The organism is Rhizobium phaseoli, assembly GCF_003985125.1.
Taxonomy (GTDB): Bacteria; Pseudomonadota; Alphaproteobacteria; order Rhizobiales; family Rhizobiaceae; genus Rhizobium; species Rhizobium phaseoli.
This window is the reverse complement of record NZ_ML133569.1, coordinates 226,130-238,514: the sequence shown is the minus strand read 5'-3', so window position 1 is coordinate 238,514 and position 12,385 is coordinate 226,130. Positions and strand designations below refer to the sequence as shown.

Genomic DNA, 12,385 nt, shown 5'->3' with positions numbered 1-12,385 from the left:
CTGACGTATCTCCGATGTGTCCGGTTTTCGGGAAAATGTACCGTACTATTGCAATGGGGCGCGGGTGATACAGAGCGATACAAACTGCCGGCGCGGCCGCGAAAACGGCGGCGGCGGTGCGATTGCTTGGTCGGGAGGTGCGATTGTATCAGAGTGTATCCAGGTGGGCGTACGCTACATTCCCATTCAAAAACGACGGGTCATGACATACCGGTGATACAAGCGGAACGTTTTCTGCCGACTGTGATCCATGCGACAGGAGAGACTGATGTCAGAGCAAATCAACCACAACCGCCGCCGCTTCTTCGGTATGACGGCCATCGCGCTTGCTGCGGTAGAATTCGGTGTGGCCGACGCGGCCGCTGCCCAGACGGCGCCGGCTTCGCCGGCAACCTTGCCTGACGTGAAGAGGGGAACCAATACCTCCTTCGAAGCGCTGAAGCAGATCAAAACCGATGTGCTGGACATCGGTTATGCCGAGGCGGGCAGGGCGGATGGACCGGTCGTGCTGCTGCTGCATGGCTGGCCCTATGACATCTATAGTTTCGTCGATGTCGCGCCGCTGCTGGCCTCCGCCGGCTATCGGGTGATCGTGCCTTATCTGCGCGGCTATGGCACGACCCGTTTCCTCGACGACAAGACGCCCCGCAACGGCCAGCCTTCGGCTCTTGCCGCCGATATGATCGCCTTGCTCGATGCATTGAAGATCGAAAAGGCCGTCATCGCCGGCTATGACTGGGGCGGGCGGACCGCCAACATCATGGCTGCTCTCTGGCCGGAGCGCTGCAAGGCGATGGTCTCGGTGAGCGGCTACCTGATCGGCAGCCAGGAGGCCAACAAGAAGCCGCTGCCGCCGAAGGCGGAGCTTGCCTGGTGGTATCAGTTCTATTTTGCCACCGAACGCGGCCGCTTGGGATATGCGAGCAATACCCACGATTTCGCAAAGCTCATCTGGCAAACGGCCTCGCCGAAGTGGAATTTCGACGATGCGACATTCGACAGATCCGCCGCCGCTTTCGACAATCCCGACCATGTCGATATCGTCATTCACAACTACCGCTGGCGCCTGGGGCTGGTCGAAGGCGAGGCCAAGTATGATGCCTATGAGAAAAAGCTAGCCGCCCTGCCGATGATTTCGGTGCCGACGATCACCATGGAAGGCGATGCGAATGGCGCGCCGCATCCGGAGCCTTCCGCCTATGCCGCAAAGTTCTCCGGCAAATATGAACACCGTACGATCGGCGGCGGCATCGGCCACAATCTGCCGCAGGAAGCGCCGCAGGCCTTTGCACAGGCGGTCATCGACGTCGATCGCTTCTGATCGGGTCACAGGCCTGGGAGTTCGTTGCTCCGGCCGCCGGAATATGCGTAGGTCGCGTCTGGCGCTTCGGTACCTGAACGAGGCGGTGGGCGCGGCCATAGCGTTGAGGAAGAGCAAATATGGATCATGTCGATCACATCCTGATCGTCGACGACGATCGTGAAATCCGCGAGCTGGTCTCGGGCTATCTGCAGAAGAATGGCCTGAGGACCAGCGTTGCCGCGGACGGGCGCCAGATGCGCAGTTTTCTGGATGCCAATGCCGTCGACCTGATCGTGCTCGACGTGATGATGCCCGGCGATGACGGGCTGGTGCTGTGCCGCGAACTCCGCTCCGGCCGGCACAAGGCGATCCCGATCCTGATGCTGACGGCGCGCACGGACGAGATGGACAGGATCCTCGGGCTGGAGATGGGCGCGGACGACTATCTTGCCAAGCCCTTCGCCGCGCGTGAACTGCTCGCCCGTATCAAGGCGGTGCTGCGGCGCACGCGCATGCTGCCGCCCAACCTGCAGATCAGCGAAGCGGGACAGCTGCTCACGTTCGGCGAGTGGCGGCTCGACACGGTCGCCCGGCATCTGCTCGACAAGGACGGGACCGCGATTGCGCTGAGCGGCGCCGAATACCGCCTGCTTCGCGTCTTCATCGACCATCCCCAGCGTGTCCTCAACCGCGATCAGCTTCTGAGCCTGACGCAGGGTCGCGACGCGGAACTCTTCGACCGCTCGATCGATCTTCTGGTCAGCCGGCTGCGTCAGCGGCTGGGCGACGATGCGCGCGAACCGACCTATATCAAAACCGTGCGCAGCGAAGGTTACGTCTTCTCGGTTCCGGTCGAAATCTCGGAGCCGCGCCAATGAGGGCTGCGATCGCTATGCTGCCGGGCTTGATGTGGCCGAAAACCCTGCGATCGAGGATATTTCTTATCCTGCTGATCGGCCTGGCTTTCGCCTACGGGCTTTCCTTCAGTGTTCTCTACATGGAGCGCTACATGTCGGCCAAGGCGGTGATGCTCGGCACGCTGGAGAACGACGTCGCGACATCGATAGCCGTTCTCGACCGGCTTCCGTCGGCCGAGCGCGGCGATCTTGTGGACTGGCTTAGCCGCGGCAACTACCGCTTCGAACTTGGTCCCGGCTTAGCCGGCGTGCCCGACGCCTCAGCCAAGGGCAGGGAGATCGGGGGAAAGATAGAGGCGGCTGCCGGGCACCGCTTTCCGATCCGCATAGAACGGATTCCGGGCGAGGTGAACCGGCTGCAGGCGCATCTCACGCTGAGCGACGGCAGCCCGCTCACCATCGATGTGACGCCGAGGGGCGTCATGCCGATCGCGGCCTGGCTGCCCTATGTCTTCTCCGTGCAAATGCTCCTCCTCATCCTGTGTACCTGGTTTGCGGTGCGCCTGGCGATCCGGCCGCTCGGAAGGCTGGCGGCTGCCGCCGATGCGCTCGATCCCGACAAGGACGGTCCCGCCTTGGGCGAGGCCGGGCCAAGCGAGGTCGCGCATGCGGCAAGGGCGTTCAACGCGATGCGGGAGAGGATTGCCCATTACCTCGAAGAGCGGGTGCAGATACTGGCGGCGATCTCGCACGATCTGCAGACGCCGATCACCCGCATGCGGCTGCGCGCCGATATGGCGGAGGATTCGCCGGAGAAGGACAAGCTGATGTATGATCTCGGCGAGATCCAGCGCCTGGTGCAGGACGGCATAGCCTATGCGCGGAGCGCCCACGGCAATGGCGAGAAGAACGCTCGCATCGATCTCGCCTCGTTCATCGACAGCATAGCCTATGACTATCAGGACACCGGAAAGGCCGTCACGGTCGTGGGGCTGGTTCAGGGCGCGGCCTTCACCAAGCCACACGCGCTTCGCCGCATCCTGTCGAACTTCATCGACAATGCGTTGAAATTTGCAGGCGCCGCCGAAATCAGTGTCGAACGCAACGCGGAAAACGACATTGTCATATCGGTCATGGATCGCGGGCCGGGCATCCCCGATGAAATGCTCGAAGCCGCGATGCAGCCTTTCTTCCGACTGGAGCAGTCCCGCAACCGGGAGACCGGCGGCACCGGACTCGGTCTTGCGATCGCCCAGCAGCTGACGGCCAAGATCGGCGGATCGCTCAAGCTCTACAATCGTGTCGGCGGCGGGCTGGCGGCGGAAGTCACCATTCGGTGACGGACGCCGGAATTTTTCCCGCGGTTTTGTATGTCAAAATGTCCTGGATATCCGTTGCTACGTTTTGTGACATTTCGGGCCCGTTTCGGAAACATGCCGGATATATCCATCGGTCAAACCACACTCCGTTCAACCCGATCGCCTGAGGTGATCCGGTCGCGAACGGCGACCATTACAAGGAGTGTACCCATGACCAAGATCGACAAGGTTCTCTATACCGGCAAGACCCGCACCACCGGGGGGCGCGACGGGTCTTCGCAAAGCGATGACGGACAGCTCGACATCAAACTCTCGTCTCCCGGCAGCGCGCGGCCCGGCACCAATCCCGAACAGCTTTTCGCCGCCGGCTGGTCGGCCTGCTTCATCGGCGCGATGGGCATCGCCGCCGGCAAGCTGAAGATCAGGCTTCCCGCGGAAACTGCGGTGAATGCCGAAGTCGATCTCGGGACGACGGACGGCGATTATTTTCTGCAGGCCCGACTCAAGGTCAGCCTGCCCGACATCGAGCCGGATGTCGCCAAGGCGCTTGTCGACGAGGCGCACCGGACCTGCCCGTATTCGAAAGCCACGCGCGGCAACATCCACGTCGAGCTGATCGTTGCCTGACCGGACGATCATCCTTGTGATGGAGGATTTGATGAGACTGATGATCATCTGCATTCTGGGAGCGGCGGTCTTCGCCGCGCCCTGTATCTACGACATAAGCTCGCGGGAGCCATCGCCGCTGGCCGGCCTCGTGACGGCAGTTTCCCCTTCAGGCCATTAAGGAGAAAGTCAGTGAAACTCTACCAGAACGAAATTTCCTCTGCGACTTCGAGAGTCCGGATCGCGCTGGCGCTCAAGGGACTGACGGCCGAGGCGCTGCCAGTGAGCATTCTCGGAGAGGACGCGGAAAGCCGGCAGGCCGGCTATCGCACCGTCAATCCGCAGGGGCTGGTGCCGGCCTTGCTGACGGATAACCGCGTCCTCATCACCCAGTCGCTGGCGATCGTCGAATATCTCGATGAGGTTCAGCCCGAGCCGCCGCTGCTGCCCGATACGGCAGAAGGCAGGGCGCAGGCCCGCTCGATTGCGCTTGCAATCGCTGCCGAGATCCACGCGCTGCTGCCGCCGCGGATCGGCCTGCATCTCAAGGCAGCCTTTCAGGCGGATGCCGATGCTGTCGCTGCTTGGAGCCGTCACTGGGTTGGCGAGGGAATGGCCGCGGTCGAGGCTATGATCGGCGGCCGCAGGCAAGGCGCTTTTGCCGTCGGCGACCGGCCTGGTATTGCCGATATCTTCCTCTTCCCGCAGGCGATCAGCGCCCGCCGCATGGGCTTCGATCTCTCCCGGTGGCCGAATATTGCCGAGATTGTCGGCAGGCTGGAAGCCATACCGGCTTTCCAGGAGAATGCGCCGGCGCCGAGGAAATGATCCGGTCGGCGAAGACGCAGCCACAAAGGGCTGCGCTGCTTCAGCTTTTCGTTGTTTCGTTCTCCACTCCACGTCATCCTCGGCCTTGTCAGCCTTGTGCCGAGGATCTGCTCCGAAAGCAGATGCTCGGGGTAAGCCCGAGCATGCCGCAAAATTCTGTTACCGGTTAACCCTCGCCTGCAGATGCGGGGGGTAACGATCGCCTTCGACCTTAATGGTGACCAGCGCGCTTTCGATGCTGGCAAGATCATCGGCGGTCAGTTCGACTTCGGCAGCTCCGATATTCTCTTCGAGGCGGTGCAGCTTGGTGGTGCCGGGAATCGGCACGATCCACGGCTTCTGCGTCAGAAGCCAGGCCAATGCCACCTGAGCAGACGTCGCCTTCTTTCGTGCGGCGATCTTCGCCAGCAGATCGACGAGCGCCTGGTTGGCTTTTCGCGCCTCCTGAGAAAAGCGCGGCACGATGTTGCGGAAATCCTTGCTGTCGAAGGTGGTTGTCTCGTTGATCGCACCGGTAAGGAAGCCCTTGCCGAGCGGGCTGAACGGAACGAAACCGATGCCAAGCTCTTCGAGCGTTGGCAGGATTTCCTGCTCCGGCTCGCGCCACCACAGTGAATATTCGCTCTGCAGCGCCGTCACCGGCTGGACCGCATGAGCGCGGCGGATCGTCTGGGCGCCCGCTTCCGAAAGGCCGAAATGCTTCACCTTGCCCTCTGATATCAGCGCCTTGACCGTGCCGGCGACATCCTCGATCGGAACATCGGGGTCCACGCGATGCTGGTAGAAGAGGTCGATGACGTCGGTCTTCAGGCGCTTCAGCGCCTGATCGGCGACCGTGCGGATATGCTCGGGCCGGCTGTTCATGCCGCTCTGGCCGCCATTGGCGTCGAAACTGAAGCCGAATTTCGTGGCGATCACCACCTCGCTTCGGAAAGGCGCGAGCGCCTCTCCCAGAAGCTCCTCGTTCTTGTAGGGGCCATAGGCCTCCGCTGTGTCGAAGAAAGTGACACCGCGTTCGTAGGCCCGGCGGATCAGCTTGACCGCTTCCTGGACGTCCGTCGCCGGTCCATAACCATAGCTCAGCCCCATGCAGCCGAGGCCCATGGCCGAGACTTGGAGGCCGCTTTTTCCGAGTTCACGCGTCTGCATCGGAATTTCCTTTTCAGCCTTGATATTCGGTGTCCGTCACATGCTCCATCCAGTCGACGGCCTTGCCGTCGAGTTGTTCCTGGATGGCGATATGGGTCATTGCGGTCGTTGGCGATGCGCCGTGCCAGTGACGTTCGCCCGGTGCGAAGCGAACGACATCTCCGGGACGGATTTCCTCGATCGGACCGTCCTGGCGCTGGACGCGGCCGCAGCCGGCAGTGACGATCAAGGTCTGGCCGAGGGGATGGCTGTGCCAGGCGGTGCGGGCGCCGGGCTCGAAGGTAACGCTGGCGCCGGCAGCGCGGGCAGGGTCGGTGGCCGTAAACAGGGGATCGATACGCACTGTGCCGGTGAACCAGTCTGCCGGCCCCTGCGCCGAAGGTTGCGAGCCGTTTCGTTTGATATCCATAGTCGTTCTCTCGAATGTCGGATGAGACCGTTTCGGCGGACACAGTCAGCGCCGGTGAACGTATTCGTTCCCGGCGAACATGTTCACCTGGGATACCGGGATATTTAGCGCGTGCGCGAAATTTCGATTAGATGGTATAAACGGCAAGAACCTATGAGAGAGATTCATGAATGCCACGTTCGTCCGTCGACGACCTCATCGCCTTTCTTGCGGTTGCGCGGGAGCAGAGCTTCACCAAGGCGGCGGCGAAGCTGGGCGTATCGCAATCGGCGCTCAGCCACACCATCCGGGGGCTGGAGGCGAGGCTTGGACTGCGATTGCTTACCCGCACGACGCGTAGCGTCTCACCGACAGAAGCCGGCGAACGCTTGCTTGTCTCGATCGGCCCGCGCTTCGACGAGATCGAGAGCTCGCTGGTTGCCTTGAGCGCATTCCGGGATAAGCCGGCGGGCACGATCCGCATCAATGCCGGCGAGCATGCGGCCAATTCTGTTCTCTGGCCCGCTCTGGAGAGGTTCCTGCCTGAATATCCCGATGTCAGGGTTGAGATCATCGTCGATTATGGTCTGACCGACATCGTCGCCGAGCGTTACGATGCGGGGGTGCGGCTGGGTGAACAGGTGGCGAAAGACATGGTCGCGGTGCGCATCGGCCCTGACATGCGCATGGCGGTGGTCGGCGCTCCCACCTATTTCGACGCCAGGCCGAAGCCTCTGACACCCCATGACCTCACGGATCACAATTGCATCAATCTGCGTCTCCCGACCTATGGCGGTGTTTACGTCTGGGAGTTCGAGAAGGACGGGCGCGAGCTGAATGTTCGGGTCGAAGGGCAATTGGTCTTCAACAATATCGCGCTCAGACTGAAGGCGGCGCTTGCTGGCGCCGGGCTCGCCTATCTGCCTGAGGACGCCGTGCAGGCGCATCTTGAGAATGGGCTGCTGGTGCGCGTGCTCGAGGACTGGTGTCCGCCGTTTCCCGGTTATCATCTCTATTATCCCAGCCGCCGGCATGCATCGGCGGCCTTTGCGGTCGTCGTCGATGCGCTTCGGTATCGTCGGTAGAGACTTATATTTCGCACATCGGTAACGCGTTTATTTCGCACGATCGGTAACGCGTTGAAGCAATGCGAAGACATACCGCGCCAGCCGTTTGACATTCCATCCTTCGCCACTAATTCAAAGTGAAACTGAAGGAAACAATGAATGAATACTGCTATTCCTGCCGCGAAAGCTCGGACCGGAGTGTCCGGTTTGGACACAATTCTGGCAGGGGGCCTTTCCGCAGGCCATGTGTTTCTCCTCGAGGGGAATCCAGGAGCCGGAAAAACCACCATTGCATTGCAGTTTCTGATCGAGGGCGCGCGCCTTGGCGAGCGGGGACTCTACATCACGCTCTCTGAAACAGAGAGTGAATTGCGGGCCGGAGCCGCGTCGCACGGCATGGTCATCGATGGTAATATCGAAGTCTTCGAGGTCGTGCCTCCCGAGAGCCTGCTGGATGCCGATCAGCAGCAGAGCCTGCTTTACTCGTCAGATCTGGAACTTGGGGAGACCACCAGAGAAATCTTCGCCGCTTTCGAAAGGGTGAAGCCCAGCCGGGTGGTTCTCGACAGCCTGTCGGAGATAAGGCTGCTGGCGCAAAGCTCGCTGCGCTACCGTCGGCAGATCCTTGCTCTCAAACATTACTTCGCCCGCCAGGGCGCAACGGTGCTGCTGCTCGACGACCTGACCTCGGACGTGCTCGACAAGACGGTGCACAGCGTCGTGCACGGCGTCATTCATCTCGAGGAACTGGCGCCCGGCTACGGCTCGGAACGGCGACGTCTGAGGATCATAAAATACCGCGGGCAGGCCTTCCGCGGCGGCTACCACGATTTCACCATCCAGACCGGCGGCGTCGTCGTATTCCCGCGTCTCGTTGCCTCCGAGCACAGGACGAGCTACTCCCGCGACAACGTTTCGAGCGACATTGCGGAGCTCGACCTTCTCTTGGGTGGCGGACTGGAGAGAGGCTCCAGTACGCTGATCCTCGGCCCCGCCGGCACCGGCAAAAGCACCTTCTCTTTTCAGTTCCTGGCAGCAGCGATCGGGCGTGGAGAGAAGGCGGCGGCCTTCGTTTTCGATGAGGAGCTTGGGCTGCTTTTCGGGCGGCTCAAGGCGCTCGGAATGGATCTCGAGGCGATGGTGGACGCAGGTCTCGTCCACATCGAGCAGGTGGACGCCGCCGAATTGTCGCCCGGGGAATTTGCGCACCGGGTGCGGGACTGTGTCGACAAGTCAGGCGCCAAGACGGTCATCATCGACAGCATCAACGGATATCAGGCTGCGATGCCCGATGAGAATTCGCTGATCCTCCATATGCACGAACTGCTGCAATATTTGAACAGGCAAGGCGCAAACACCTTCCTGACGGTGGCTCAGCACGGGCTGGTCGGTGACATGAAAGCTCCCGTCGACGTCACCTATCTCGCTGATACCGTTATTCTGCTGCGTTATTTCGAGGCGGCCGGACGGGTGCGGCGGGCAGTTTCGGTGATCAAGAAGAGGACCGGCTTCCATGAGGATACAATCCGGGAATATCGGATCGACAGGTCAGGGCTGACATTCGGAGGGCCACTTATCGGATTCCAGGGGGTGCTGCGCGGCGTTCCTGAGTTTGTTTCAGACACGACATCCCTCATGTCGCGCGATAGCGGGGATGGCGGCAATTCCTAATTCCGGCAAACCAAAGGCGCTGATCTACGCACCCGCCGGTCGCGATGCTCTGGTGGCGATATCCCTGGTGAACGAAGCCGGGGCGACAGCGGTTAGCGCCCCCGACCTCCCGATGTTCGCGGCTCTGCTCGATGACGACGTGGCGTTCGGCGTGCTGACGGAAGAGGCGGTTCGTTCAAGCGATTTGAAACCTGTCGCGGCCTGGATATCGGCGCAGCCGAGCTGGTCGGACCTGCCCTTTATCGTGCTCACCACGCGGGGCGGCGGGCCGGAACGAAATCCGGCCGCTGCCAGGCTTTCCGAGGTTCTCGCCAATGTTACCTTTCTGGAACGGCCCTTCCACGCGACATCCTTCATCAGTATCGCCAGGACCGCGTTAAGGGGGCGTCTGCGCCAATATCAGGCGCGTGCCCAGTTGGAGGCGCTCAGCGAAGGTGAACGGCGGCTGCAAACGGCACTTGCCGCGGGCCGTCTCGGAGCCTGGGAACTGGAATTGTCGTCGATGCGGTTGTCCGCGTCCGATACCTGCAAGGCCATCTTCGGCCGAGGTGCGGACGAGAGATTTGCGTATGACGACCTGATCGCCAGCATCCATCCCGACGATCGTAGCCTCGTTCAGGCAAGCCTGGATCTGACGATCGAGATCGGCCGTGATTATTCGGTCGAACATAGGACGATCTGGCCCGACGGATCGCTTCATTGGGCGGAGATGCATGCGCAGCTTTATGCCGACAGATATGGTTCGGCGAAGAAGCTGGTTGGCGTTTCCTCCGATGCCACAGCCCGCAAGACCAGCGAGGAGAACCTCCGACGGCTCAATGAGGGCCTTGAAGAGCGGGTGAGAGAACGGACCGGCGAGGTGCATGCTGCCCACCAGAGTCTGCTTGAACAGGTCGCCCAACGTGAAAGGGCCGAGGAGCAGCTTCGCCACTCACAAAAAATGGAAGCGATCGGCCAGCTGACCGGCGGCGTCGCGCATGATTTCAACAATCTGCTGATGGTCGTTCTCGGCAATCTCGAGCTGCTCGGCAAGCATGTGACAGGAGACCCGAAGGCGACCCGCCTGGTCGATGGCGCGCTTCAGGGCGCGCGCCGCGGGGCAGCGCTGACCCAGCGTCTGCTGGCTTTCGCCAGACGGCAGGATCTTCAAGTGAAGCCGGTCGATCTGGCCGAGCTGGTATCCGGCATGAACGATCTGTTGCGTCGCTCGGTGGGATCGTCCGTCAGCATTGAAACCGCGCTCGCGCCGGCGCTGCAGCCGGCATTGGCCGATGCCAACCAGGTCGAACTGGCGCTGCTCAACCTTGCCGTCAATGCGCGTGATGCGATGCCGGATGGAGGAGCTCTGTCGATTTCGCTGCGTGAAGAACAAGTCGCGGGTGGCGGCGACCTCGACGAGGGGACCTACCTTGTTCTCAGCGTGACCGACAAGGGCACCGGAATGGATGCAGAGACGCTGAAGAAGGCCATCGATCCTTTCTTTTCGACAAAGGAACTCGGAAAGGGCACGGGCCTCGGGCTATCGATGATCCACGGCCTTGCCGTGCAGCTCAACGGCGCGCTGCGCCTGAAGAGCAGGCTCGGCGTGGGAACGACTGCCGAATTGTGGCTTCCCGCGACCGAACGGCGCCCTGAACAACCGGCCGAAACCGATCTACCTCTCGCGCAATCAACATCGAGGCTGAGGATCCTTCTGGTCGACGATGATACCTTGATCGCCATGAGCTCGGTCGAGATGCTTGAAGATCTCGGCCATGATGTCGTCGAAGCAAATTCCGGCTCACAGGCGCTGGAGGCGATCAGAAGCGGCCGGCATTTCGACGTGATGATTACCGACTATTCGATGCCTGGCATGACCGGTGCGCAGCTGGCCCAGGCGGTACGGGCCATTCGACCGGCGCTGCCGATCGTGCTGGCAACGGGCTATGCCGATCTTCCCGCCGGCGCAGAGGTCAATCTTCCCAGATTGGGAAAACCGTATAACCAGGACCAGCTTGTCAGAGAAATTCACAAGGCAATCGCAAGTGACCTGCCGCTGAGATCGGCCAGCTAGCGCCGAGCCTCAAGACCGACAATCTTAGTGATGAAATCGGCGATGGCGGCGGTGTCGTCGAGATCGAAGACGGGCAGGGCCGTATCGGTGACGGGATGATCGGCGGCGATCGCCGCGATGTGAGGATCGTCCGGCCCGAGCGGTGTACGATTTGCGGCTTCCAGGCGGCGGGCTTCGATTTTCGGGATCGGCTCGCGCTTGTAGCCCTCGATCAGCACGAGATCGCAGGGGGCGAGACGGGCGAGGATCTCCTCGAACGCGGGCTCCGGCGCGCCGCGCAGCTCGTGCATGATGGCGTAACGGGTGCCGGAGACGATCGTGACCTCATGTGCGCCGGCCTGGCGATGGCGGTAACTGTCGGCGCCGACCTTGTCGATATCGAAATCATGATGGGCATGCTTGATCGTCGAGATCTTGTAGCCGCGGCGGGTGAATTCCGTCACCAGCCGGACGGCGAGCCCCGTTTTGCCGGAGTTCTTCCAGCCGGCGATGCCGAAGACTTTCGGTGCGGTCATGTGCGAAGGGCCTCCAGCCAGCGTTGCGCCTCGACGAGATCATCAGGCGTGTTGATGTTGAAGAAGGGATCGAGCAGGCTGGCGCGGGTAGGATGCAGCGGGAAGGCTACTTCCGTAACGTCATGCCGTAAGAGGAAATCGCGCACACGGCGCTTTTCGTCGGTGGCAATCCAGGATTCGAGGTCGGCAGCCAGCGTCACCGGCCACAGACCGAAGACGGGATGGCTGCGGCCTTCGGAGGCGGCGATGGCGATCTGCGACGGGCGTTCGAGCGTTGCTGCCAGTCGGGCGACGAGATCGGCCGGGAAGAAGGGGCAATCGACCGAAACGGTGGCGACGTGGGTGACTGAGGGGATCGCGGCTGCATGGGTCATTGCGGCATGAATTCCGGCCATCGGCCCGGCCTTGCCGGAAATGCGGTCCGGAACGACGGGCACGTCTTCCTCGGCGGCATCGGCGTTGACGGCGATGGACGAGACCTGCGGCGACAGGCGGGAAAGCACATGGCGGAGCAGGCTCTCGGCGCCGAGCAATACGCTTGCCTTGTCACGGCCCATACGCTGCGAGCGGCCGCCGGCGAGCACCACGCCTGCGATCTCGGACTTTGTGAGCGAAAATTCTGCCATCAT

13 protein-coding genes are annotated in these 12,385 nt (G+C 61.7%); 9 read left to right on the top strand and 4 right to left on the bottom strand.

Annotated features, from left to right (window positions below):
- Positions 1–268: 268 nt before the first annotated feature.
- From EFD56_RS11070 to maiA, 6 genes are all read left to right on the top strand, one after another.
- Positions 269–1,321, top strand: coding sequence for an alpha/beta fold hydrolase (locus tag EFD56_RS11070; RefSeq protein WP_126905238.1), 1,053 nt, complete (start codon positions 269–271; stop codon positions 1,319–1,321).
- Positions 1,322–1,440: 119 nt separating this feature from the next.
- Positions 1,441–2,181, top strand: a complete 741-nt coding sequence (locus EFD56_RS11065; protein ID WP_016733275.1) for a response regulator — start codon at positions 1,441–1,443, stop codon at positions 2,179–2,181.
- On the top strand, positions 2,178–3,500 hold the full coding sequence (locus tag EFD56_RS11060) for a sensor histidine kinase (protein ID WP_126905237.1): 1,323 nt from the start codon (positions 2,178–2,180) through the stop codon (positions 3,498–3,500). The genes EFD56_RS11065 and EFD56_RS11060 overlap by 4 nt, the downstream gene beginning before the upstream one ends.
- Before the next feature lie 189 nt (positions 3,501–3,689).
- Positions 3,690–4,106: an organic hydroperoxide resistance protein gene (locus EFD56_RS11055; protein ID WP_009997476.1), complete on the top strand. Its 417-nt coding sequence runs from the start codon at positions 3,690–3,692 to the stop codon at positions 4,104–4,106.
- Between the two features lie 31 nt (positions 4,107–4,137).
- On the top strand, positions 4,138–4,266 hold the full coding sequence (locus EFD56_RS33455; RefSeq protein WP_257784784.1) for a hypothetical protein: 129 nt from the start codon (positions 4,138–4,140) through the stop codon (positions 4,264–4,266).
- Between the two features lie 11 nt (positions 4,267–4,277).
- Complete coding sequence (gene maiA / locus EFD56_RS11050; RefSeq protein WP_037139768.1) at positions 4,278–4,913, top strand: maleylacetoacetate isomerase; 636 nt, start codon at positions 4,278–4,280, stop codon at positions 4,911–4,913.
- Between the two features lie 159 nt (positions 4,914–5,072).
- Here maiA and EFD56_RS11045 read toward each other — a convergent pair whose 3' ends face one another.
- The gene (locus tag EFD56_RS11045) at positions 5,073–6,062 is read right to left on the bottom strand and encodes an aldo/keto reductase (RefSeq protein ID WP_097603355.1); all 990 of its coding nucleotides are present in this window, start codon (positions 6,060–6,062) and stop codon (positions 5,073–5,075) included.
- A gap of 13 nt (positions 6,063–6,075) precedes the next feature.
- Positions 6,076–6,471 (bottom strand): (R)-mandelonitrile lyase, encoded by a 396-nt coding sequence (locus tag EFD56_RS11040; RefSeq protein WP_037117587.1) that lies wholly within the window; start codon positions 6,469–6,471, stop codon positions 6,076–6,078.
- Positions 6,472–6,641: 170 nt separating this feature from the next.
- Here EFD56_RS11040 and EFD56_RS11035 point away from each other — a divergent pair, with 170 nt between their 5' ends.
- From EFD56_RS11035 to EFD56_RS11025, 3 genes are all read left to right on the top strand, one after another.
- Positions 6,642–7,535: a LysR family transcriptional regulator gene (locus EFD56_RS11035; protein ID WP_064818360.1), complete on the top strand. Its 894-nt coding sequence runs from the start codon at positions 6,642–6,644 to the stop codon at positions 7,533–7,535.
- Positions 7,536–7,676: 141 nt separating this feature from the next.
- Positions 7,677–9,188, top strand: a complete 1,512-nt coding sequence (locus EFD56_RS11030) for an ATPase domain-containing protein (protein WP_085742641.1) — start codon at positions 7,677–7,679, stop codon at positions 9,186–9,188.
- Complete coding sequence (locus EFD56_RS11025; protein ID WP_126905236.1) at positions 9,172–11,241, top strand: PAS domain-containing hybrid sensor histidine kinase/response regulator; 2,070 nt, start codon at positions 9,172–9,174, stop codon at positions 11,239–11,241. The genes EFD56_RS11030 and EFD56_RS11025 overlap by 17 nt, the downstream gene beginning before the upstream one ends.
- Here the strand turns inward: EFD56_RS11025 and mobB are convergent.
- The gene (gene mobB, locus EFD56_RS11020; RefSeq protein ID WP_126905235.1) at positions 11,238–11,756 is read right to left on the bottom strand and encodes a molybdopterin-guanine dinucleotide biosynthesis protein B; all 519 of its coding nucleotides are present in this window, start codon (positions 11,754–11,756) and stop codon (positions 11,238–11,240) included. The genes EFD56_RS11025 and mobB overlap by 4 nt on opposite strands.
- The gene (gene mobA, locus EFD56_RS11015) at positions 11,753–12,382 is read right to left on the bottom strand and encodes a molybdenum cofactor guanylyltransferase MobA (protein ID WP_126905234.1); all 630 of its coding nucleotides are present in this window, start codon (positions 12,380–12,382) and stop codon (positions 11,753–11,755) included. Before mobA ends, mobB begins: the two co-directional genes overlap by 4 nt.
- Between the last annotated feature and the right edge of the window lie 3 nt (positions 12,383–12,385).